19 protein-coding genes and 1 tRNA gene are annotated in these 23,842 nt (G+C 61.2%); 9 read left to right on the top strand and 11 right to left on the bottom strand.

The window, feature by feature from the left end; all coding sequences use genetic code 11:
- Window positions 1-19 precede the first annotated feature (19 nt).
- Together GLX_RS06925 and GLX_RS06920 are read right to left on the bottom strand one after the other, a co-directional pair.
- The gene (locus tag GLX_RS06925; protein WP_231850423.1) at window positions 20-1,132 is read right to left on the bottom strand and encodes a retropepsin-like aspartic protease; all 1,113 of its coding nucleotides are present in this window, start codon (window positions 1,130-1,132) and stop codon (window positions 20-22) included.
- Between the two features lie 58 nt (window positions 1,133-1,190).
- Complete coding sequence (locus GLX_RS06920) at window positions 1,191-2,168, bottom strand: ion channel (protein ID WP_041247252.1); 978 nt, start codon at window positions 2,166-2,168, stop codon at window positions 1,191-1,193.
- Window positions 2,169-2,325: 157 nt separating this feature from the next.
- Here GLX_RS06920 and GLX_RS06915 point away from each other — a divergent pair, with 157 nt between their 5' ends.
- The gene (locus GLX_RS06915) at window positions 2,326-3,255 is read left to right on the top strand and encodes a 3'-5' exonuclease (protein WP_014105271.1); all 930 of its coding nucleotides are present in this window, start codon (window positions 2,326-2,328) and stop codon (window positions 3,253-3,255) included.
- Window positions 3,256-3,267: 12 nt separating this feature from the next.
- On the opposite strand, the gene GLX_RS06910 is transcribed toward GLX_RS06915, so the two are convergent.
- The 3 genes from GLX_RS06910 to GLX_RS06900 all read right to left on the bottom strand — a co-directional run bounded on the left by GLX_RS06910 (window position 3,268) and on the right by GLX_RS06900 (window position 5,375).
- Window positions 3,268-3,522 carry a hypothetical protein gene (locus tag GLX_RS06910; RefSeq protein WP_041247251.1) on the bottom strand — a complete coding sequence of 85 codons (255 nt, stop codon included), beginning with the start codon at window positions 3,520-3,522 and terminating at the stop codon, window positions 3,268-3,270.
- A gap of 38 nt (window positions 3,523-3,560) precedes the next feature.
- Complete coding sequence (locus GLX_RS06905) at window positions 3,561-4,979, bottom strand: amidohydrolase family protein (protein WP_014105270.1); 1,419 nt, start codon at window positions 4,977-4,979, stop codon at window positions 3,561-3,563.
- 66 nt (window positions 4,980-5,045) lie between these two features.
- Window positions 5,046-5,375, bottom strand: a complete 330-nt coding sequence (locus GLX_RS06900; RefSeq protein ID WP_014105269.1) for a hypothetical protein — start codon at window positions 5,373-5,375, stop codon at window positions 5,046-5,048.
- A 260-nt stretch (window positions 5,376-5,635) separates the two neighbouring features.
- Between GLX_RS06900 and GLX_RS06895 the strand changes: the two genes are divergently transcribed.
- A complete protein-coding gene (locus GLX_RS06895) occupies window positions 5,636-6,439 on the top strand; it encodes a 2OG-Fe(II) oxygenase (RefSeq protein ID WP_041247250.1) in 804 nt (267 codons plus the stop codon).
- Between the two features lie 419 nt (window positions 6,440-6,858).
- Here the strand turns inward: GLX_RS06895 and GLX_RS06890 are convergent.
- The 5 genes from GLX_RS06890 to GLX_RS06865 all read right to left on the bottom strand — a co-directional run bounded on the left by GLX_RS06890 (window position 6,859) and on the right by GLX_RS06865 (window position 12,685).
- Window positions 6,859-6,934: transfer RNA gene (locus GLX_RS06890), tRNA-Glu, on the bottom strand.
- A 69-nt stretch (window positions 6,935-7,003) separates the two neighbouring features.
- The gene (gene recJ / locus GLX_RS06885; protein WP_014105267.1) at window positions 7,004-8,848 is read right to left on the bottom strand and encodes a single-stranded-DNA-specific exonuclease RecJ; all 1,845 of its coding nucleotides are present in this window, start codon (window positions 8,846-8,848) and stop codon (window positions 7,004-7,006) included.
- 230 nt (window positions 8,849-9,078) lie between these two features.
- Window positions 9,079-10,413: a homoserine dehydrogenase gene (locus GLX_RS06875; RefSeq protein ID WP_041247248.1), complete on the bottom strand. Its 1,335-nt coding sequence runs from the start codon at window positions 10,411-10,413 to the stop codon at window positions 9,079-9,081.
- 26 nt (window positions 10,414-10,439) lie between these two features.
- Entirely contained in the window at window positions 10,440-11,681 is a 1,242-nt protein-coding gene (locus GLX_RS06870) for an LL-diaminopimelate aminotransferase (protein WP_014105265.1), read from the bottom strand.
- 86 nt (window positions 11,682-11,767) lie between these two features.
- Window positions 11,768-12,685 carry an OmpA family protein gene (locus GLX_RS06865; RefSeq protein ID WP_231850422.1) on the bottom strand — a complete coding sequence of 306 codons (918 nt, stop codon included), beginning with the start codon at window positions 12,683-12,685 and terminating at the stop codon, window positions 11,768-11,770.
- A gap of 283 nt (window positions 12,686-12,968) precedes the next feature.
- Between GLX_RS06865 and GLX_RS06860 the strand changes: the two genes are divergently transcribed.
- Complete coding sequence (locus GLX_RS06860) at window positions 12,969-13,643, top strand: ATP-dependent Clp protease proteolytic subunit (protein WP_041247247.1); 675 nt, start codon at window positions 12,969-12,971, stop codon at window positions 13,641-13,643.
- 215 nt (window positions 13,644-13,858) lie between these two features.
- Window positions 13,859-14,863: a ferritin-like domain-containing protein gene (locus GLX_RS06855; RefSeq protein ID WP_041247681.1), complete on the top strand. Its 1,005-nt coding sequence runs from the start codon at window positions 13,859-13,861 to the stop codon at window positions 14,861-14,863.
- A 56-nt stretch (window positions 14,864-14,919) separates the two neighbouring features.
- Here the strand turns inward: GLX_RS06855 and GLX_RS06850 are convergent, their stop codons facing one another.
- The gene (locus GLX_RS06850) at window positions 14,920-15,441 is read right to left on the bottom strand and encodes a hypothetical protein (RefSeq protein WP_041247680.1); all 522 of its coding nucleotides are present in this window, start codon (window positions 15,439-15,441) and stop codon (window positions 14,920-14,922) included.
- 250 nt (window positions 15,442-15,691) lie between these two features.
- Here GLX_RS06850 and GLX_RS06840 point away from each other — a divergent pair, with 250 nt between their 5' ends.
- The 5 genes from GLX_RS06840 to GLX_RS06820 all read left to right on the top strand — a co-directional run bounded on the left by GLX_RS06840 (window position 15,692) and on the right by GLX_RS06820 (window position 23,789).
- Entirely contained in the window at window positions 15,692-16,057 is a 366-nt protein-coding gene (locus GLX_RS06840) for a hypothetical protein (RefSeq protein ID WP_041247245.1), read from the top strand.
- Window positions 16,058-16,127: 70 nt separating this feature from the next.
- The gene (locus GLX_RS06835) at window positions 16,128-16,685 is read left to right on the top strand and encodes a cytochrome b (RefSeq protein ID WP_014105259.1); all 558 of its coding nucleotides are present in this window, start codon (window positions 16,128-16,130) and stop codon (window positions 16,683-16,685) included.
- A 410-nt stretch (window positions 16,686-17,095) separates the two neighbouring features.
- Window positions 17,096-19,111 carry a putative bifunctional diguanylate cyclase/phosphodiesterase gene (locus GLX_RS06830; protein ID WP_148268551.1) on the top strand — a complete coding sequence of 672 codons (2,016 nt, stop codon included), beginning with the start codon at window positions 17,096-17,098 and terminating at the stop codon, window positions 19,109-19,111.
- Between the two features lie 123 nt (window positions 19,112-19,234).
- The gene (locus GLX_RS06825; protein ID WP_050856096.1) at window positions 19,235-21,493 is read left to right on the top strand and encodes an EAL domain-containing protein; all 2,259 of its coding nucleotides are present in this window, start codon (window positions 19,235-19,237) and stop codon (window positions 21,491-21,493) included.
- 76 nt (window positions 21,494-21,569) lie between these two features.
- On the top strand, window positions 21,570-23,789 hold the full coding sequence (locus tag GLX_RS06820; protein ID WP_041247244.1) for a sensor domain-containing protein: 2,220 nt from the start codon (window positions 21,570-21,572) through the stop codon (window positions 23,787-23,789).
- Window positions 23,790-23,842: the final 53 nt, after the last annotated feature.

The raw sequence follows: 23,842 nt of genomic DNA, 5'->3' as shown, positions 1-23,842 counted from the left end.
TCGGTAAACCGCCGGATGTTCAGTGTGCGGGTGCCTGCGCGCCGGAGGTGGGTGCAGGCGTGTCGGGCTGGATCAGGGTGCGCACCTTCACGCTATCTGGCACGGGCATGGGTAGGGGCTGCGGTGTGTCAACCATGCGGGCGATGGCGGTGCGGGTGCTCAGCATGCCGTGCGTGGCCTGTCCCCGGTCATCGGGGGTATCCTGCTGCGGGGTCAGGAACAGCATGTTCTGCGGGAAGGCCAGCAGGACGCGCCTGCGACGCAGGAAGTTCATGGCCAGGATGCTGTAGCTGGTCTTTTCCACATTGACGTCCAGCGCAAAGTCCCGCCCGCCCCCCAGCATGACATGGTCAAAATGGTGCCGCCGCCCGTTCAGGATCCTGCCCGCATTGGTGCGGACATGCATGTCCTCATGCAGGATGGCGGGTGTCAGGCCCAGTGTTTTCGCATCCCGCCGTGAGAGGGAGGATATATCCGCCCCCGGTTCAATCTCCATCCGCACGGCCTGGTCGCCCACCTGCATGACAACGCCGGTCATGCGACCCATCGAGTCGGGCAGAAGGGGCATACCCATACCGTCCGTGCCCAGCCACTCAGCCACAGGGGGGCAGGCCGGGGCATGCACGGGCATGAACATGACCATGCGGCGCTGCTGGAAATCCAGCAAAAGGTCGTAATTGCCCAGCACATCGTAGCCGATCACGCCCAGTACCGGTTGGGTGCCGATATGGGGCAGGGTGGAGCCGATCAGCAGGGCGGGGACGTCACTGGCTACACCGTTGCTGATGCGCAGGGTATGCAGCGTCGTGGCGTAAGTCGTATCCTGACCCGCGATGGTGCGGATGTTCACGACGGATTCGACCGGGAATTCCTTTCCCACCGTGCCATAGACGCCTATTTCGTCCTGTGTCACGCTCAGATAGGCCAGTCCGGTGGTGTCATTGAAGGTGGCAGGCACGACGGGGCTGCCGCTGTTGGTCAGCAATGGCGCGGTAATGACATGGCTCAGGCAGGCAGCAGGCAGACCATACAGCATGGCCGGGATCGAGGCTGGGGTCTGGGCTTGCAGGGGTATGGTATGGCGGGCATGCGGGGCCGCGCGGGCCACGCCTGCGGGGCAGGTACCGGCCATCAGCAACAGTACCAGCGCATGCAGGCGCCGACTGGGCGCCCTATGGCCCATAGGGCGCTCAGTCGGGCTGGTCGGACAGGTATTCCGCGCGGATTGCGTTTTCATCCTGTGGGGATTCGGTATGGTCAAAGCGGGTATAATCAACGGTGATCCGCCCATCCGGCCCGGCGTTTATGATGTCAACGAAACGATGATTATACAGCATCCGGTCAAATCCGTAAGCCGAACGTGCGAAGACTGTCTGGCCAGAGGCTTCATCCGTGCCGGTCAGACTGACGATGACTTCCGCCTCCTGCGCTGCGAGGTCGGCTTCGCTCAGGCCATGCAGCGGGCTTTGCGTGTTGATGATATGGGTGGGCATGCAGGCAAAGCGTAGTACGGGCACATGCGACTGTTGCAATACCAGCGGGTCGAACTGGCGCACAACTCTTCCTGTGGGCATGCGGATCAGGCGGGCCAGGGCGAACTCCACATCAACCGACAGGATCGGGCTGCGTCGGCAGTTGGCAATGCGGATATCAAGGTGCATCTGCCCGTTTTCAAGCAGGATGAGCGCCTTGTCGCTGAACATGACCCGCGCGCGCGGGCGGGAAAAGCGGGCAAAGATCAGCCCCGTGGCCAGGGCATTGATCATCATGCCGCCCAGCACTTCGAATGTTGCGATCAGGTTGGCGGTGCGGCTGACCGGGACCATGCCGCCATAACCGACGGTGGAAAGTGTCTGCACGCTGAAAAAGAAGAAATCGGCAAAGCTGTCCGCCTGCGCGCCCCTGACCCCGTCGCCATCAACCATGTAAAGCAGCGCAAAGATCAAATTCACCACCACATAGACCAGCAGCGAACCCCAGAAGAACGTGCTCCATGGCGCGGTCAGCGCATGGTGGTAGAAATCTGACCAGATCCGGTCCACCTGCCCTACGCGCACGATCCTGTCGTGGCCATGGTCCTCCACATGGTGGGGGTGTCGGGTCTGGCGGGATAGCGGGTCGGTGCTGTCGGGTGGGGAAGGGGGTATGGGCCCGGCGGTGCGTGCCATGGCATATCCTGTCTGTGCATGACGGAGTGAGTCAGTTTCGGGAAACCTGACAATGTTTGTAATATTACAGCATATGTCTATCTGCAATGTCACTTCTGTCTGGACAGGTGTGTGCACGCTTCGCATACCCATGAAATCCCGCCAGGAGAGATGATGCATGGATGATCCAGCCGTAACCGATCCCGACCCCGTGCAGATGGAACGGATGGCCCGTACGCTGGAAGGCAGCGGGCGTTACCGTATCCTGCGCCCGCTCGCCCCGCGCGTGCTGGAACATTACCCGGCGGATGATGGACCGCAGGGTAGTGGCACGCGGCTTGGCATGTTTCTTGACCTTGAGACAACGGGACTGAGTGCGGCGAAGGACGAGATCATCGAATTTGGTATCGTACCCTTCGTTTACACGCTTGAGGGGAAAATTCTGGGCACGCTGGAACCGTTTAGCCGCCTGCGCGAGCCGTCCTGCCCCATCCCCCCCCAGATCACGTCGCTGACCGGCATCACGCCCGAGATGGTGGCCGGGCAGAGTGTTACGGCGGATGAAGTGGCGCAGTTCGTCGCCCCCGCCTCCCTGATCATTGCGCATAATGCCAGCTTTGACCGTAGGTTTGCCGAGCGTTTCAGCGCCGTTTTCATCACCAAGCCCTGGGCATGTTCCATGCAGGATGTGGACTGGGCGGCGGAAGGGTACGAGGGGCGCAAGCTGTCCTATCTGGGCATGCAGGCAGGGTTCTGGTTTGACGGGCACCGCGCGGCGGATGACTGCCAGGCGGGTATTGCCATCCTGGACCGGGTGTTACCGGTATCAGGTCGTCCGGCGCTAGCGGCGCTGCTGGAAAACGCACGCCAGATCCGTTGCCGGATCTGGGCTGAGAACGCCCCTTATGAATACAAGGACATACTGCGCCAGCGTGGCTACCGGTGGAATGACGGTACCGATGGCAACCCGCGCGCGTGGTCCATCTCCCTGGTCGAAAATGCCGTGGAGGCGGAACTGGCTTTCCTTTCGGCTGAGGTATACGGCCACCCGGTGGAACTGCCCGTAACCCGCATCACGCCGTGGGACCGTTTTTCTACCCGTTGCTAGCGGGCAGATGCATCAGCGCATGAACTCATCACCCAGATAGGCCGGTGGGCCACCATCCAGCCCTTCAGCTTCAAAGCCGTCGTCATATGGGCCGGAATAATAGCCCATGCCGTAATTATGTTCATTCCAGTCATTGTTGGCGATCGGCGGTCCATCGGGGCCTGTCAACTGTGGTCCGGTGGGGCCTGCGCAGGCCGCAAGCGGTGCCGCCAGTATCACGAGCAGTGCGGCAAGGCGCGGGGTAGGCCGGGCCTTCTGTTCTGGCATGGGGTGGGTCCTGTCATGGTGTGGAGGGGTTTTCTGGTTCAGGGCAGGCTGGCCTGATGCTGGCCAGGTAGCGGGCCAGGGACCAGCCTGCCATGGTGCCACACCTGTCGCAGGCGGTCGAACGCACGCGGGTCCGCCAGCGGATCTCCCTGTACCACCAGCAGGTCCGCCAGTTGTCCCGGCGCGATCGTGCCCCGGTCGGATAGCTGCATGAGGCGGGCCGCATCGCCCGTTGCCAGGGTTATGGCCTGTAGTGGTGTCAGTCCCGCCATGATGGACAGGTGCAGTTCCCGATGTTCCGCAAAGCCGGGAATACGGGTGGGCGTTGCCCCCGAATCCGTGCCAAAGCCGATGGTAATGCCCGCGCGGTACAGCGTGAGCAGGTTGTGCATGTTCAGCGCCAGCGCCTTGCGTGATGCTGCGGTAAGCGGGGCGGCCAACACTTTGTGCCGCCACGCGGGATCGGCAAACTGCTGGCGCAGCGCGGGTGACAGCCCGTAGGACAGGAAGGGATCATCCAGCCATTCCGGGTGTTCGGCAAAGATGTAATTGGCTTCATCAAGGTCCAGCGTTGCGATGTAGCTGGTGCGCTGCTGGGTCATGGCGCTGATCAGGGCTTCATCAACAGGTTTGTCGCGCACGCCGTGGGCCAGGATGTCCACGCCTGCCGCCACCAGCGCGCGGGCATCGGACAGGTCATGGATATGGGCTGCTACCCGTTTGCCGCGCAGATGCGCCTGCGCAATAACGGCGCGGTATATGACAGGCCGCATCTTGGGCAGGGGATGCGCGCCGGGTACGCCATTGCGGAAGTCATCCACCCACAGCTTTATCAGGTCCGTGCCTTCATCGGCCATTTTATCGACGGCCGCCCGGGCTTCTTCGGGGGAGGTGGGGCGGAAGATCTGGTCGGCGCCCAGATGGAACATGTTCTGCGGTGGTACGCCATCGGGCGCGCCAATGCCCTGGTCCACGCCATACAGGTCGGCGCCTGGGTTGAGGGCGGCATGCTGCTCATGGCGCAGGTCATCGAACAGGGGCGAGCGGTTGAGGCCCAGCGCGGTAATGGTCAGCACGCCATAATGTTCGTACTGCGCCAGTGCGGCCAGGATGTTGGCACGGGTGTAGTTGACTTCCCCGTTCTGCATGCCGCTGACCTGCCCCACATGGCTGTGGTCGGAAACAAGCCCCGGCAGCACCGTCTGACCGCGCAGTTCAACCACGCGGGCATGGGCGGGTACGGGCAACGCGTGGCCTACCTGTGTGATGTGCCCCTGCTGTATAAGGATATCCGTATCGGGTCGGGCGGCACTGCCGGTCCCGTCGATGACGGTGGCGTTGCGCAGCAGGACCGGCCTGTCATCCGCACGCGCCGAGGCCGCGCAGGCGGGCAGAGCGGCATGGGTGGCCAGCAGGCCGGTTGCAAGGACGATCAGAGCATGGCGGCGGGGGGACATGGCGGGAACTCCATCCGGCTGTGGTGGGCAGTGTTGTGCACACGCCCCGCCCGCGTCCAGTCACGTCTATGACGGCAGGGGCTGGGCGCCGCCTTCAATCAGGTCCGTGTAAGCATCGGGCACATCTCCGCTTTCGGGAAAGCAGACAAGGATGTCGTCACTCTCCGCCTTTGCCGTGCGCGCGGGGGTGATCACGCTGTCCCATTCCCCCGCCAGTGACGTAACGGTGCCGATGGCAGGTTCCACAAACTGCCATGATCCACCCCTGGCCGTTGAGCCCATAACGGTTGTCAGCAAAAAGACGGCCGCCTGCGCGGGCCGGGGTGAGGGCACGCGCCGGAACTGGTAGATCGTGCCGGATTTTCCGAACAGGGTGAATGAAGTCCACGGTTCCATGAGTTCTGTCTACCTCGTTGAAGGATGGGGCAATATGCCACGATCTGGGGCGGCAGGGGGATGGGTCGTGCCCGTACACCAGCCATGCGGCGACAATGCAGGGTTGTCCCTTGCGTGCTTGAATAGGGATTACGGACTATGTTGTTTATAAAATTAAATTAAAATATTTTGTTTTAATAATATTTTAATTGAATTTAATGAAAATATTTCAAAAAAAGACATAATTATTTCAAATGTTCAGGTTTTTACAGGATTCCTGCATGACTGAACTTCCTCTGCTGCGTGAACTTGAGCGACCGGATTCGCCAGTACTGGACCGGTTGGGGCAGCATTATGCAACCGCACGGCCCTTTCCGTATCTGGTTATGGATGATCTGTTTCCGGCAGACCTGCTGGAAAGCGCGTTGCGGGAATTTAACCTCTCCAGACTAAATGACGTGAATGACTTCCGTAACCAGATGCAGACCAAACGTTCCACCAGCATGGCCACCGTCCTGCCGCCGACCGTGCAGCGGTTTTTCAATATCGTACATGCGGCGCCGTTCCTGCGCCTGCTTACGCGCCTGACCGGCATAACGGGGCTGGTGCCTGATCCGTATCTGTATGGTGGCGGCATGCATGAAGTGGCGGGGCAGGGGCATTTTCAGGTGCATCTTGATTTCAGCCACCATCCTGTCACCCAACTGGAAAATCGCCTGGTCCTGATTACCTACCTCAATACGGACTGGAAGCACGACGATGGCGGCGGCCTGGAACTGTGGCACGCTACGCCCCGGCGGCGGGCGGTGGCAATCCGTCCGTCCTTTGCGCGCACGGTGCTGATGGAGCAGTCGGCCCGCTCATGGCACGGGCATCCGCAGGTGGTGCGGTCCGGCCGTGTGCGGCGGGCGTTGATCGCGTATTTCTATACCGCCCCCCGCACCGGGGCGGGGGCGCGCAGCAGGCAGACGCAGTACCTGACCACTGCCGGGCAATCGCTTTCACAGCGGCTTGAAGTGATCCTGCGCCGCCTTGCTCCCCCGCTGCTTATGGATGTCGCCCGTGCACATCGTCGCCGCCATTAACCTGCGCGGGGCAGATGGCATGTACACGTAACGCCTCCCTGCGATCGGCGGGAAGGGATCGTGTCATTCATCCGGTCAGGAAAAGACCTATGCCGGAACTGCTTTCATGCCAGGCAGGACGGTTAGGGCCAGTCTCCTGTCGAGGAGGCATGATGTGTTATGCCGTAGGGATGGTGTTATGCTTGGTGGTGCCTGTAACAGGCGTCCCTGACGGATTCATCTGGGCAAGAAGCTGCTCGGCTTCCTGTGGCCGTCCCGTGGCGCGATACAGTACGGCAAGACTGTCCACCGTTATGGCGGCATGATCGGAGAACCGCCGTGCGTGATGAAAACACGCCGGACTGGTTGCCTGATAAACTATAAAACAGGAAAAGTGCCTGTAATTCAGCCAATACCCGCATAGACTGCGGCGAAGTGGCTGGCGTCCCGTACGGGATTCGAACCCGTGTTGCCGCCGTGAAAGGGCGGTGTCCTAGGCCTCTAGACGAACGGGACTAAAGGCGTGAGCGGTAGGTATCCCGACACAGGGGGAGCGGTCAACCCCCTGTAGCAAAAATATTGAAATTATTGGGCGATGGCTACGTCACGGATGAAGAATGTGGCTGATGTGCGCCCATTCCAGCTTTCCGCGCGCAGCCAGCCCGCAAGATGCAGGGGCGGGGCATCGCGGTCTTCCAGCACGGGGGCAAGCGGGCTTTCATTGGCGCGGAACACCAGCGCTTTCAGCCGTGGGCCACGGCCTTCTCCCTCCAGCGTCAGGCGCAGGGTATTGCGCTCGCTGCCAATACGCTCGGCATAGGCTACGCGCACGCGGGGCAGGGCGATCAGCGGTTCATCATTGCCGGTGCCAAAGGGGGCCAGCCGGTTCATGTCCTCGGCCAGCGCCACGTCGGCGGCGGCCACATTCACCACCGCATCGATGGTCAGGTCCACCGCATCGGGCAGGTTGGCGGCGGTGGCCAGGTGGCGGTCAAGGAATTCCTGCAATGCGGCAAGACCCGTGGCTGGCAGGCCAAAGCCCGCCGCCATGGCATGGCCCCCACCGGTGGACAGCAGCCCCGCCTGCCGTGCGGCAATGATGGCGCCCCCAAGGTCCTGTCCGGGTACCGAGCGGGCGGAGCCTTTCACGCTGCCATCATCCAGTTCCGCGCCGACCAGCACGGGACGGTTGAATTTTTCCTTGATACGCCCGGCCACGATCCCCACCACGCCGGGATGCCAGTCCCGCCCGCTCAGTACCAGCACGGCATGGCCCTGCGCGCGCTGGGCGGCGGCCAGCTCCATCGCACGGTCCAGAATGCCGGATTCGACACCCTGGCGGCTGTGGTTGACGGAGTTGAGCCGTTCGGCCAGCACGCGGGCCTCGGCGGGGTTGGTGCACAGCAGCAGGCGTAGCCCCAGTCCCGAATCGGCAATGCGGCCGCCTGCGTTGATGCGCGGCCCCACCCCGAAGCCACAGGTAAAGGCGGAAAGCGGGTTGCGTGCCCCCGCCACCTCCAGCAGGGCCGCCAGCCCCACGCGCTGGCGCCGGGCCATGATGGTCAGCCCCTGTGTGACAAAGGCCCGGTTCAGTCCGCTCAGCGGCATCACGTCGCATACGGTGGCCAGCGCCACCAGGTCCAGGCATTCCATCAGGTCGGGCTTGGGCCGGGAGGCAAACCATCCCGCCTCATCCAGGGCGCGGCGGGTTGCGACAAGGGTCATGAACGTGACCGCCGCCGCACACAGGCCATGCAGGCGCGAGGGGCAGTCCGGCCGGTTGGGATTGACCGTCGCCACCACTTGGGGCAGCGGGCCCTGGACCTGGTGGTGATCGAGAATGATCACATCACTGCGCAGGCTTGCATGCTCCAGCACCTCTACCGCCGCCGTGCCGCAGTCCAGGCATATGATCAGACTGGCACCATTATCCTGCATGGCGGCAATGGCGGGGGTGTTGGGGCCGTAGCCTTCCGTCATGCGGTCGGGGATGTGGGTCAGGACCGTGCAGCCCTGTTCCTGTAAAAAGGTGGCCAGCAGGGCGGTGGAACACGCGCCATCCACGTCATAATCGCCAAACAGGCCCACCGTTTCACCATTGCGGATGGCGGTGGCAAGGCGACCTGCTGCGGTTTCCATCTCCACCATCACGGATGGATTGGGCATGAGTGCCCGTAGGGTAGGGGAAAGGTAGGTAGCCACCTGTTCGGGGGGGACACCCCGCAGAGCCAGCATCCGACCCACGATTTCAGGCAGGTCCGCCTGCTGGGCAATGGCCATACCCATGCGGTCGGTCTGGCTGGCCTGGCTGCCTGCGCGCCAGTGCCACTGGCGGCCTGTCACGCTGCATGTCACACCCAGAACGACCGGTGTCTGCCCGTCCTCTCCGACATGTGTGGCGGAAGGGGAAGGCAGCAGGTCAGCGGGCATGGAATCGATCCTTTTGTACGGTCACCGGATAAAAATGGGACAGATGGCCTCGAAAACCGCCCGGTCCCGCAAGGACTGTCTGAAAGCAACCGGTGATAAAAAAAGTTTCCGGTGCCTCCTCTTTCCTCAAAGGCGGCCTTCCCTGGCGTTTCCGGAGGGAAGGCTTGACCAGAAACGAGCGTATGGTTGCTTGATGTTTTCCAGGCAGGTTTTTCAAACAGCTGCCTGATTCAACCTGCCTCGATGCGGATCAGGGCAGGTTCGTCCAGAACTGCTTCCAGTTCGGCAATGTGATGCAGGGCGTGCTGCATGGCGGCTTCGCTGGTTTTGTGCGTCAGCAGCACCAGGGGCACGGCATGGGTGCCATCGGGGCGGACTTCATGGGCATCCGCGTGCTGGAGCATGCTGCGCAGCGATACGCCGTTATCACGCAGTACCGCCGTAATGTCGGCAATCACACCTGGACGGTCACGAACATTCAGCCGCAGGTAGTACTCACCCGTAAACGCCTTCGCCGGCAGGGCCACGGCCTGTGTCAGGCTGTCGGCATCGCAGCCCCAGACCGGAATGGCGGCACCACGGGCAATGTCGATCAGGTCGGCACAGACGGCGGTGGCTGTTGGCCCTTCACCCGCTCCGCGACCTTCAAGCATCAGGCGGCCAACAAAGGCGCCTTCCGCCACCACGGCGTTGAACACGCCGTTGACCTGTGCGAGCGAAGCATCCTGCGGCACCAGGCAGGGATGCACGCGGGCCTCGATTCCGTCTTCGCGCTGGCGGGCGATGCCCAGCAGCTTGATACGGTAGCCCATCTTGTGGGCGAACTGCAGGTCAAGCGCACCAATGCGGCGGATCCCCTCGATATAGAGCGAGGCGAACACCACCGGCCGCCCGAAGGCCAGTCCCGCCAGGATAGCCAGCTTGTGGGCGGTGTCGATGCCGTCCACATCGGTCGAGGGATCGGCCTCGGCATAGCCCAGCTTCTGGGCATCGGCCAGGATCTCGGCAAAGTCGCGCCCGGTCTCGTGCATGACGCTGAGGATATAGTTGCAGGTGCCATTCAGGATGCCGCCAATCCGCAGGATGCGGTCGGCCGCCAAGCCCTCACGCACGGTCTTGATGGCGGGAATGCCACCGGCCACCGCTGCCTCGAACATCAGCGGCACACCGGCCTGCTGCGCCGTGCAGGCCAACTCCGCCCCATGGATGGCGATTAGCGCCTTGTTGGCGGTTACTACGGGGCGGCGGTGCTCCAGCGCGCGGCTGACGGTCAGCCGCGCAGTGCCTTCTGCCCCCCCGATCAGTTCGGCCACCACATCCACATCGGGGTGGGTGGCCAGTTCCTCGGGTGTGTCGCACCATGCCACGCTGGACAGGTCGATGCCGCGGTCGCGCGTGCGGTCGCGTGCGCTTACGGCGGTTACGACCAGTTCGCGGCCCGCGCGGGCGCGGATCAGGGTCGCATTCTCGCGCAGCAGCCTGACAACGCCGGCGCCAACCGTGCCAAGCCCCGCAATGCCGATGCGCAGGGGCTTGGGTTCAGACATGGGGGGAGTAGATGTCATTTCTTTTCCGTTAACCGATAGGGCAGTCATGAATGGGCGGGCTGTTCATCAGGCAGGGGCGGGGCCTGCTGCGTGGTGGGGGCAATGCCGCCATGCTCCGCCATGAAGTGGCGGATGGAGCGCGTGGCCTGACGCAGGCGCTGGGTATTTTCCACCAAGCCGATGCGCACGAAGCCTTCGCCGTGTTCACCAAAACCAAGGCCGGGGGCCACGGCCACGCCTGCCTTCTGCAGCAGAAGCTTGGAAAAGCCGACACTGCCCAGTTCCCTAAACCGCTGCGGAATCGGTGCCCAGGCGAACATTGAGCCTTCGGGCGAGGGTACGTCCCACCCCGCTGCGTGCAGGCCATGGATCAGCACGTCGCGGCGCTTGCGGTAGATGTCACGAATTTCGGCAACGCAGTCCTGCGGGCCGCTCAGGGCGGCAACGGCAGCGACCTGGATGGGTGTGAACGCGCCATAATCCAGATAGGACTTGATGCGCGTAAGCGCTGCGATCAGCTTGGGGTTGCCCGCGGCAAACCCCATGCGCCAGCCTGCCATGGAATACGTCTTGGACAGTGACGTGAACTCCACCGCAATGTCCTTCGCCCCCGGCACCGCCAGGATCGAGGGTGGCACATTGTCGCCAAAATAGATTTCGGCATATGCCAGGTCGGACAGGATCCAGATCTCGTGCTTGCGGGCAAATGCCACCAGCTTGCGGTAGAAATCGATGTCCGCCAGGTAAGCCGTGGGGTTGGAGGGGAAGTTGACGATCAGCGCCGTGGGCTTGGGCACCGAATGGCGCACCGCACGCTCCAGCGCCTCCAGCATTTCATCATCCGGTGTGGCCGGGATGGAGCGCACGGAGGCGCCCGCAATGATGAAGCCGAACTGGTGGATCGGGTAGGACGGGTTGGGCACCAGGATGGTGTCGCCCGGACTGGTAATGGCGGAGGCAAGGTTGGCCAGCCCTTCCTTGGAACCAAGGGTGGCGATCACTTCCGTCTCGGGGTCGAGCTTTACGTTGAAGCGGCGTTCGTAATACCCTGCCAGTGCCCGCCGCAGGCCGGGAATGCCGCGGCTGACCGAATAGCGGTGCGCACGCGGGTCGGCCACCGTCTCCACCAATTTCTGCACGATATGCGGTGGGGTGGGGGTATCGGGGTTGCCCATGCCCAGGTCAATAATATCCTCCCCCCGCGCTCGGGCCTGGGCCTTGGCCTTGTTGACTTCAGCGAAGACATAGGGCGGCAGGCGGCGGATACGGTGGAATTCTTCGGTCATGGGACGCTCTGTTGAGGGCGCACGATACGCGCGCCAGGTTGGAAAACAAGGCCGGTACTGCCTGGGGGCAGGCCCGCCGCGCCAGTCTAGCGCACGATGGCCAGTCTTGCACCATTACCAAAGGCATGGGCGTGCACCGTGATGCGACTGGCGGGTACGCCACGCGCCTGCAGCAGGCGCGAAAGCGTGCGGGCACGCAGTATGGCAAGCTTCAGTGCCGCGGTCTGTCCTTCTGCCGTGGCGGTGGCGGCATTGCCATAACCGTTTACGATCACGAATTTATTGCCGCGTTCCTTCACGGTGGCATCCACCACGTCTTCTTCCCCCGGCTCGATCTGGTCCGATCCGGGCAGGAAGTGCACGGAGGTGCCATCATCGGGGCTGGCAAGGTGGTAGGTGGGCAGGGTCATGCCATCGCGCGGCGCGTTGTCGGGCAGGTTGATCCCGCCCACGCTGGGCAGTTCCGGCGGGGCAGCGGCAACAGGAGGCAGGTTGGCCGGCACCGCTTCGGGGTGGTCGGGCACCGTTGTGGTGATTTCGGGCATGAGCAGTTGCCCGTTACCGTCACGCGCGGGTTCGGGCTGACCCGCCATGCCGCGCGCGCTCCGGGGCGTGTCATGGGTGGCAGGGCTTCCCCCGGTCGTGGCGCCGTTTCCGGTCCCGCCAGTGCTGTCGGCTGCCTGGAGCGAGGCGGACTGGCTGCCCGCTGCCGGGTGGGTGGGAATGGGCGGGATGTCAGCTGCCGTGGGCATTGTGCCCATGATCGCGTCCTGGCGCTGGTTGAGTTCGCGCTGGGCCTCAAGGTCGGCGGTAATGTCCTCGCGCAGGTCAGGCGAGGGGAGTTGCGGCAGCCTGTTCGGCCCCAGCCCGATCTTGGGATAGGGCTGGTGTGTGCCCGGCGGCGGTGGGCGCTGCTCGCTGATCACGCCGCCCTGGTAGCGGTGGTACCAGTCCGACAGGCTGTCGACCGTATCTTCATGGTGCGCGCACGCCCCCAGGCCCATGACCAGCAGTGCTGCGCATGCGGCCCGTGCGGGGGGTATGAGTCCGGCTGGCGGAAAAAAAAATCTTCCGGGACTTGGCGATGCGGCCCGCTTTCCCAATCTCTAGCTCCCATGGCCGGTTTCGGCCTGCACACGACATAACGCGGACAAACTAGCCTGCAATGCCGATCTTAGCGAGGGGGTAAGCCCTTACGGCTGTGCCACCGGGGGACTTGGCACCGGGCGCAAGGCGGCGCAGGATAAGGGCATGACCAGGACAGTCCCGGAGAATAGGGAGAACCCGATGAACGGCATGCAGCCGAAAGACCGCATCCGCATGGATGATGAAGATCCGAGAGATCCCGATATCCCCGAACCCCAGGGTCCGGAAACCGAGGAACCTGACAAGAACCGCACGCTTTCCTCGCCCATTGGCGAACTGGAAAACCGCCTGTTCGATCAGCGCAAGGTTCTGGTGTTCGGCCCGATCAACGACAAGATCGCCCGTGATGTGACCGGCCGCCTGCTTGCGCTGGCCGGGGCGTCGGACAAGCCGATTGATGTGTACGTGAACTCACCCGGCGGCCATGTGGAAAGTGGCGACACCATTCACGACATGATCCGCTTTGTCGATTCGCTTGCTCCGGTCAACATAATCGGAACGGGCTGGGTCGCTTCCGCCGGTGCGCTGATCTTTGCCGCGGGCAACAAGGCACGCCGTTTCTGCCTGCCTAATACGCGCTTCCTGCTGCATCAGCCCATGGGTGGCGTGCGTGGACCAGCGACCGATATCGACATCGAGGCACGCGAGATCATCAAGATGCGCGCGCGCCTCAACCACATCTTCGCGCGTGAGACCGGTCAGCCTTACGAGAAGGTCTGCAAGGATACGGACCGCAATTACTGGATGTCCGCCCCCGAAGCGATCGAATACGGCCTGGTCACCCGCGTGATCGACAAGATCTCCGACCTGCATTGATCCAGAACAAGGCGGCCGTTCCGGCTCGCCCATAATGCTGGCGTTGTATCCGGCAGGGGTGCCTCCGGGTGTTCCCTGCAGGTTTTCGATAACAGTACGGCACCGGTTGGTGTCTTTAAATGAACGGGAACCGGCGACAGGGGTGTCAGGCCGGGGGGATGTACGCCGCCGCGTGCGGCATATCCACCCGACGCCGGTCCGAGCAGCGAGCCGACATGACGAAATCACTTTCCGATATTTATACAACCCTGCCCGAAGCCCGTGATCCGGGTGCTGCCACCGCCGATGCGGTGGCGAAGGCCGATTTCAACGCCCGCCACTGGTCCAGTCCGGTGCCGGGACCGCTCAAGCCGGGGTCGAATGCACACAAGAAGGCAGTGGCGGACATGTTCCGCGATACCTTCAATCCCTACAAGCCATCGGTTATTGAATGGCCGAAGCTGGACCCTGAAACGCTCAAGCGCGTGACCTCGCTGCCCATCTGGGATATTGCGGTCCAGACCGAAGGCAAGGCCCGCCTGCGTATGGCCGCCTATGCCCGGCTGATCGATGACCCGGACATGAAGGATGCCCTGTCCCGCAATGCGTGGGAGGAAAACCGCCATAAGGAAGTCCTGTCCAAGATGGTGGCGGCCTATGACATCCCGCTGGCATCCGAACCGCCCTACATCGAGCCGCGCGATGTGGAATGGGCCTATATGGTTACCGGTTTTTCGGAATGTGTGGACAGCTTCTTCGCCTTTGGCCTGTTCGCCATTGCCCAGAAATCCGCTTTCTTCCCTCCCGCGTTGATCGATACGTTCGAGCCGGTGATGCAGGAGGAATGCCGCCATATCCTGCTGTTCGCCAACTGGCTGGCGTGGCACCGCGCCACCATGCCGCTGTGGAAGCGCCCGTGGTTCGAGGCGCGTGTGATCGGCGTGTGGTTCTTCCTGCTGTACGAGCGGCTGGGCATGGTCACCACCTTCGATGCCGATGGCAACAAGCACGAGCAGGACAACAACTTTACCGTAAATGGCACCAAGGAAGTAGCCGATATTGATGTGCCGCTGCGCGACATGATCGATATCTGCCTGATCGAGAACGAACGCCGCTTCTCGGGTTACGATCCGCGCCTGCTGCGGCCGAAACTCGCACCCAACCTTGCGCGCTTCATCCGGCTGTTCCTCAAGCGCACGCCCAATTCAGCCAGCCTTGAAAGCCAGCCCGGCGCGGCATGAGCCATCTACCCCTTTGCGCCCATGGGCCTTGCCATGGGCGCAAAGGCGGGAAGAGTTCAGCCCAGCGTAGGCACGGCGGGCCCTGCGCCAAAATCAAGCTGGCCCAGATAGGCGACCCGGGTTGCGGGCACGATCTCGCCAATCCGTCCGCCTTCGATGTGGGCATAGGCGGAGACCTTGCTTTCCTCTTCATCGGATGAATTGATGGCCAGACCTACGAATTCCTTGCCGGATTCATCGCGCAACTGCCATACGTCGCCCCGCACCACGGCATCATATTCATAACGGAAGCCGGGCAGGATTTTCGTCAGCAGCAATGGCATGACGGCGGTTACATCCAGTGCGGTACGAACGAATGCCGAGCAGGCGTCGTCAGGCACGAAATAGCCCTTCGTCTTGGCTGCCATCATGATCAGGCCGGGCGTTGAGCCGCTGGCCGAGATCTGGCGGCTGCGGATGACGATCTTCTGCTCGTCACGCGATTTTTCGGAGGTGATCATCACCGTGCCGACGGGGGCGGCCAGCAGGTCGGGCACGACGGTCATCTGACTTAGGGGGAGGGTGGCGAGTGTGGTCATTCTTGCTGTCTCCATCACGGTACGGACCATTAGTACAGTGGCATGGACTGTGCGCCCCGTTCCGTTTCATGACAACCATGCGCCCGCCCATGTGTTTCATGCTGCATGGCACACGCGCGTGACATGCGTGGCAGAACTGTCCCGATCTGCGTGCAGGCGCGGTAATGTTGATCTGTCGAGGCAGGTGTTCCCATGTAGATGTGAAACACCATGGAGCACGCACCATGGCATGCAACGGGAGAGAAGTCAGATGTCGGTTTACATGAAGAAGAGTCTTGTGGCGCTGGCCATCGGGGTCATGCTTGCAGGGAGTGCCGGGGCCGCGCAGGCACGTGGGCAGTCAGGCGGCAGTACTGCTGGCGGTTACATGCCGGGCGAGACGGCAGGCCAGAGTGCTGCTGCTGGCGTATCGCGCTACAGCGCGCCGGAAACAGGCGCAGGCGGCGATATGCCGCAGTTCGGTCAGGAAGGCAACGGTGAAGCCGACCAGATGACCGGTGCGATGATGATGCCCGGTTCCGCTTCCGGTAGCCGTGCCCCCGGCATGACGGATGGCAGTTATTCCAATATGAATATCGGTGGCGAGGACAGCGCCCTGCTGCCCGGCGTCAACTGAACACGGCAACGCGGACCGGCCCCTGCGGGCCGTCTGTAACAACCGGCCATTTGGATCATGGGTGACCGAAATGACCGTACATTCCCCTGCTTCCCCACGGCTGCCCGTGCGCTACAGCTGGGAAACCCGTTGGCTGCACTGGCTGACCGCTGTGCTGGTGATCGAACAGTTTGCCGTGGGGCAGGTGGGCTGGCACCTCCTTGACCACGGGTTGCCGTTGCGTGCCTTCCTTGTAACGACCCATACGTCTTTGGGCGTGGTGCTGGCGGCCGTATTCGTGACCCGCATTGCGTGGGGCCTGACCGGGGGGCGAGCTATTCGCTTTCCTGTCATAACCTTTCAGGAACGCGTGGCGCGGAGCATGCACCGGGTGCTGTATCTGCTGCTGGGGGGTGAAATCATATTTGGCTACATGGCGCGCTGGTCTGCCGGTCGCCCGGTAATGGCCTTTGGCGTGCCGATCAATTCGCCTTTTCCTGTCCTGATACGCGGAACGCATTCCTTTTTCGCATGGTTACATCACTGGAATGCATGGTTACTGGTTGTTGTGGTGCTTTTGCATGCGGGTGCCGCCCTGTACCATCTGTGCGTCCACCGTGACCGGATATTCCAGCGCATGTTACCTTGATTGGGCCTGATATAAATGGGCCTTTGTGTAAATTCCTATGGAATTGCAATTCACTGGATAAGTGTAACATATACAAGTATAAATATAGGAATATAAACCTATAACTTGTTATGAAGAGGCTATTGCGTGCTGGTGAAATGGTTGACCGCTATGCACTTTTTGCAGAAATTCGTAACATATCGCTATTAGAGTGGTCACCAATATTTTTTTGTTGCATATGAGAAGAATGTTTACTAACATCTGGTTAATCTCAGCAAATAAAAAATAAAACAGCTGAATCGCCTGTTTTGATGTCCCTGTTGTAGGCGGTTAATGCCATATAATTTTTCGCATTTTTCCCATGCGGCGTCAGATATTATCCAAAATCTGCCGATTGTTGTTATGGTAATGGCCGCTCAAAAATGGAAACCATGAGCAATCATATTTATGAATTGAGGGTTTATAATCCCTTCCTGCTTGCTGGCGCGTTCATTGTCTGCCTGGCCGGTGCGTGGATTACCATGCGCCTGGTTGTTCGTGTGTCGGAAACCGCGGGCAGGCAGCGTATCGGCTGGTATTTCCTTGCGGCTATGGCGGGTGCCAGCTTTGTGTGGTGCACGCATTTCGCCGCCATGCTGGCTTATAACTGCAGTGCCAGTGTCCATCTTGATCCGTTCGAGACGGTACTGTCCTTGCTGGCCATGTTTATAGCCATTCCATTCGCGATCATGGCGGCGGTCCGTCTGCATGGCCGTGGTGGCTGCCTGCTGGGTGGTGTGATCCTCGGGCTCGGCATCGCCAGCATGCACTACATCGGCATGCTCGCCTATCATGTGGATGCCCTGGTGGTATGGAACCCGTGGCTGGTTGGCCTGTCGGTCGTGATCGGCATCGGGCTGTCGGTGGTTGCGCTTACGCTTGCGCTGCAAAGCGCAAGCCTGCACCGCCAGGTCGAGATGACGCTTGCCATGGTCGGTGCCGTGGCCGGGCTGCATTTCACCGGTATGGCCGCCATGCATATCGTAGCCCAGCCCCACATGGACATGACGGGCGACAGCGTCCAGTTCCAGGCCATCGGTTTTGCGGTTATCGGCGGCTCCATGCTGACGATCATCGCCGGGATCGCCTGCTACGTGATTGACGGCAGCCTGCGGCAGGATTCCTACCGCGAACTGCACCGCATGGCGATGTCGGATGCGTTGACGGGGCTGCCCAACCGCATCAGTTTCAATGAACGGCTGGAGCAGGAAGTCGCGATGGCCGACCAGAGCGGCCAGCAGTTCGCGCTGATCGGTATCGACCTGAACAAATTTAAGGAAATCAATGATACCCGTGGCCATGCGGCAGGCGATGTTGTCCTGATCACGCTTGCGGAGCGTTTCAGCGCCCTGCTGGGTAAGGGGGAGTTCGTGGCCCGTCTGGGTGGGGATGAGTTCATTGCCATCCATCGCACTTCCGACCGTGCCGAACTGCATGATTTTGTCGAGCGCATCCGGCATGCGCTCAACCAGCCCATTCCCATTGATGATTATATCGTAACCAGTGGGGGCAGTATCGGTGTTGCGGTCTATCCGGTCGATGCGAAGGACAGTGAAACCCTGATCTCGCGTGCGGACCTGGCCATGTATCGTGCCAAGACCGACCCGCACGAGACCGTATGGTATTACGAAAGCTCGCTTGACCGGAATATCTGCGTCCGTCGTGCCCTGGGTGAGGATCTGAAGAAAGCCATGGCGGAAGGTCAGCTTTCGCTGTTCTTCCAGGTTCAGACCGTGGTCGCCACGGGTGCGGTATCGGGCTACGAGGCCCTGCTGCGCTGGGAACATCCGGTGCGTGGCGCCATTGCGCCAGAGGAGATACTGGAGCTTGCTGATGAGCACGGCCTGATCATCCAGTTGGGTGAATGGGTGCTGGATCGTGCCTGCCATGCCGCAGTGAAGTGGGACGGGAATGTGCGCGTTGCGGTCAACATGTCCGCCACCCAGTTTCTCCAGCTCGGTTTTGACCAGATCGTGGCTAATACCCTTGCCAGCAGTGGCCTGCCCGCTGACCGGTTGGTTATCGAGATCAGTGAAGCCACGGTGCAGCGTGACCGCCGCCGTGCGCTTGCCATGGCGCACAAGGTGCATGCGCTGGGGGTACGTCTGGCGCTTGATGAGTTCGGTGGCCCGCATTCCGTCCTGTCGATGCTGTGCGACTTCCCGTTCGACAAGATCAAGATTGACCGTTCCATCATGCAGAAGGTGGATACCGATCCTGCCATGGCCGAACTGGTCCGTTCGGTCCTGGTGGCGGGGCATGCGCTGCGTATTTCCGTGCTGGCGCAGGGAATCGAGACGGCGGCCCAGCTTGCTGTGGTATCGGCCAAAGGGTGTGACGAAGGACAGGGCTACCTGCTGGGCCTTCCGGATCAGGTGGTAGCCGTGCCTCTCCGGTCCCCGGCCTGATGATGCACATGGCATGCGCCAGGTCTTTGCTGGCCGCCTGCTATGGGCAGTAGCCCTTTCGCTTTTCTGTCATCCCGAGATCTGAGCGTCCCGGAACCCCTCATGAAACAGTACGAGCATGTAATGAACCTACATGAAGCACCCCTGACGACTGAAGAAAAACCGGCCGACCGTGAACTGGACATGACTGCTGATGTCAGCCTGCAGCTTCTAGAGCAGGCGACGGACGGCGTTGTCATCATTAACGAACGCAACGAGGTGGTATTCTTCAATCCGGCTGCGGAAAAGTTGTGGGGCTTTACCGAAAGCGAAGTGCTGGGTCGCAATGTCAGTTGCCTCGTACCTTCCGTCTACCGTGGCGATCATGACAGCTATATCTACAAGAACCGCAAGACCGGCGTGAACCGCATTGTCGGTACCTCGCGTGAGGTCACGTTCGAGAACAAGGCCGGGGATTACATCTCGGGTGAGATGTCGATTTCCACAGCCCTGCTCGGCCCGGAGAAGAAACGCTATTACATGGCCTTCATGAAGGGCGTGACCGAGGAGAGCCACCGCCGCAAGCTGCTGGACCTGCAGAATACGGTGTTCCAGGCCATCTCTAACGACATGCAGGTGGAGGACGTGGCCGATCTGGTATGCCGCGAAGTGGAAAGCTTCGTGCCCAATACCGTATCCGTCATCATGCTGCTTGATGAGAACAACCGGCTGAGCATCCTGTCCGGTCCCGGCCTGCCACGCCGCTATGCTGCCGCACTTGAGAACATGTCGCTGACCGAAGGCGACCTTGCAGCGTTGGGCAATGACCTGTCGGAAGCCAACTCCATCGTATGGGACAGCTACCGCTCGCTTGGCATCTCGCTGGGGCTGCATAACTGCTGGGCATCAGCAATCAAGTCGCGCAACGGGCGGATTTCGGGCATTTTCGCACTGTATTCGCGCAACCAGTACAAACTGAGCGACTGGCCTCAGAAGATCGTAAGTGGGTGCGTGCCGTTCTGTAGCGTGGTGATTGAGAACTACGAAGCCCAGCAGCACATCTCGCAACTGGCCAACCATGATTCCCTGACCGGTTTCCTCAACCGCACGGCGATCCACAAGATCATCAAGTCAATGATCGACCGCCCGGGCGATAACCAGTTCGCGGTCTTCATGATTGATATCGACCGCTTTCGTGACATTAACGATACCCTGGGCCACATGAATGGCGACGCCTTCCTGCGCGCCATTGCCGAGCGGCTCAAGATGATGTCGCGCAGTAACTACATCCTCAGCCGCTCGGGGGGGGACGAGTTCATCATTGTCGTGCCCGACAGTGATGAGGAAAGGGCAACCATCTTTGCCGAAAGCCTGATCAAGGCCATGCAGGAACCCATCGAGATCGCGGGTAACCTGCTGGTTGTATCCCTTGGCATCGGCATCAGCCTGTTCCCCGAGAACGGGCCGGACGGGGAATCCCTGCTTGGCCATGCCGAGATTGCCATGCGCCGGTGCAAGAAGGAATCCCGTGGCGGGTACTGTGTGTCCAGCACCGCAGACAATCGCGCCGCACAGGACCGCCTGCTGCTGGGTTCCGCGCTGCGTGAATCCCTGGCCAAAGGCATGCTCAACCTGCACTACCAGCCGCAGATCGATATCCAGACCGGGCGCCTGTATGGTGTTGAGGCGCTGTCGCGATGGAACCACCCCACGCTGGGCAACATCTATCCCTCGCGCTTCATTGCCGTGGCGGAAGATACTGGCCAGATCGAGACGATTGGCACATGGTCGCTGGAGGAGGCGACGCGTCAGATCCTGGAGTGGGAAAGCAAGGGCCTGCATGTTCCCACCGTTTCGGTCAACCTTTCCGCCGCGCATTTCCGCAATCGTGGGCTTCCCGCGCTGATCGAGCGGATTCTCAAGGAGCGCAGGCTCTCGCCCGAGCGTCTGTGTGTTGAAATCACGGAAAGCGTGATGATGGATGAAAACGAGGATACGATGGCCGGCCTTGCCGCCATCCGCAACCTTGGAGTCGGTCTGTCGATGGACGATTTCGGTACGGGATATTCCAGCCTGTCGCGCCTGACGCGCCTGCCATTGACCGAGATCAAGATTGATCGCAGCTTCATCATGAACCTTGAGCATGATCCCAATGCTCAGGCTGTTACAACTGCGGTAATCGGCATCGGCAACCGCCTGGGCATGACGGTCGTGACCGAGGGTGTGGAGACCGAGGCCCAACTCAAGTTGCTGCAGGGGCTGAACTGCGATGTGGTACAGGGCTACCTGTTTGCCCGCCCCATGGCGCCGGGGGACCTGTTGGAGTGGTCACGCGGGGCTGGTCGCCTGCTGGAGGCCAGTATAAGCGAGGCCACGGCGCGCGAAGGCGGACAGACGACATAAACCCTGCCATGATCACATGGCTGCCTCTTTATCCCGGTACCTGGTTGGAAACAGGTGTTCATCATTTTGGATTACCATGAAACCCAAGAATTCCATTCCTCTACCCGCCGCTGAAACCATTCCTGACATTAGTTTCGAACTGCTTAGTCAGGCAAAGGATGGCATGGTCATCATTGATGACCACAATACGATCCTCTATGCCAACCCGGCAGCCGAGACATTATGGGGGTATGACCCGGGTGTGCTGGCGGGCAAACCGGTCAGCGAACTGCTTGCGGCGTCGGTTGAAAACAGCCGCCTGCCATTCAGCATGGAAGCGCCGGACAGCACGCAGGAGCCTGTTGCGGGCGAGGTCACGTTCGAGAACCGTAGCGGCGATTACATCTCTGCCGAGGTCAGCCTGAGTGCAGCCAGAGTTGGGGCGTCGGGCCGGAATTACCGGCTGATGATGGTGCGCGGCATTACCGGTGCGGGCCATCGCAGCCGGGTGATGGAACTGCAGAACACGGTTTTCCGCTCGCTTTCCAGCGAAATCCAGATCCAGGACGTGGCCGACATGGTCTGCCGCGAAGTGGAAGTGCTGGTGCCCAACTCGGTCGCCGTACTGATCCTGCTGGATGAGCAGAACCGTCTGCGTATCCTGTCCGGCCCCGGCATGCCGCGCCGCTTTGCCGCAGCACTGGAAGAGATGCGCCTGACGGAGGCAGACATCGCGGCACTGGCTAATGACCTGAATGAGGCCACCACCATCGTGTGGGACAGCTATCGCTCCGTTGGCATCTCGCTGGGGCTGCACCATTGCTGGGCGTCGGCCATCCGTACGCGTAATGGTCGCATTACCGGCATCTTTGCGCTGTATTCGCGTTCCGAGCGTAATCGTGGGGAATGGCCAGCGCAGATCGTGAGCAGCTGCGTGCCCTTCTGTGGTGTGCTGATCGAGCAGCATGAGGCGCGCCAGCACATCTCACAGCTGTCCAATTTTGATCCGCTGACGGGTTTCCTCAACCGTACCGCCGTGCATAAGGTAATCCGGTCCATGATCGGCCAGCCCGGTGACAACCACTTCGCGCTGTACATGATTGATATCGACCGCTTCCGCGATATCAATGATGCGCTGGGCCATATCAATGGCGACGGGTTCCTCAAATCCGTGTCGGAGCGGCTGAAGGGTGTCTCACGCAGCAACTACGTACTCAGCCGGTCCGGTCCGAACGAATTCCTGATCATCGTGCCGAACACCCGCAAGGAAGATGCGGTCAAGTTCGCCACCATGCTGCATGATTCCGTCAAGCAGCCGATCGAGATCGGCGGCAACATGATCGTGCCCACGCTGGGTATCGGCATCAGTGTCTTCCCCGAAAACGGGCCGGATGGCGAATCCCTGCTCAGCTACGCCGAGCAGGCCATGCGCCATGCCAAGCGCGCGGGCCTGGGCATGACCCACCTTGCCCGTTCGGAAGATAACAAGGCGGCGCAGGACCGGCTGCTGCTGGGGTCTGCCCTGCGTGAATCCCTTGCCAAAGGGCTGCTCAACCTGCATTACCAGCCGCAGGTCGACGTACGTAACAACACGCTGTATGGCGTGGAGGCGCTCTCGCGGTGGAACCATCCCACTCTGGGCAACATCTATCCCTCACGCTTCATTGCGGTGGCGGAGGAGACCGGCCAGATCGAGGCGATCGGCACATGGTCACTTGAACGCGCTGTGCAGCAGATACTGGAATGGGATGCCCATGGCGTGCATGTGCCCACCGTTGCGGTCAACCTGTCGGCTGGGCATTTCCGCAATCGTAACCTGCCCGGTTTTATTGCCCGCCTGCTCAATGACAGTAAACTGGAACCGCATCGCCTGACGGTGGAGATTACCGAAAGCGTCATGATGACGGAAAACGAGGATACGAACATGGTCCTGCAGGCCATCCGTAACCTCGGCGTAGCCCTGTCCATGGATGATTTCGGCACGGGATATTCCAGCCTGTCGCGCCTGCCGCTGACCGAGATCAAGATCGACCGTAGTTTCATCATGAACCTTGAGCATGATGCTAATGCACAGGCGGTCACTACCGCTGTGATCGGCATTGGTGGCCGTCTGGACATGACGGTGGTGACGGAAGGGGTGGAAACCATTCGCCAGCTTGACCTGCTGTGCCAGCTCGGGTGTGACGTGGTGCAGGGTTATCTGTTTGCCCGGCCCATGACGCCGGACAAGTTGGAGGAGTGGATTCGTGATGGCAGGCTGGCGGCCGTGCTGAAGGAAGCAAAGGAGACTTCGGTCGCCATTCCTTCAGGCGAGTGAGCCTATTGTCCGCACGTAGTGCCAATGCACCCCGGTCCGCATGGATCGGGGTG

Origin of the sequence: Komagataeibacter medellinensis NBRC 3288 (assembly GCF_000182745.2) — a bacterium.
Lineage (GTDB): Bacteria > Pseudomonadota > Alphaproteobacteria > Acetobacterales > Acetobacteraceae > Komagataeibacter > Komagataeibacter medellinensis.
This window is presented reverse-complemented; position numbering and strand designations above follow the sequence as displayed.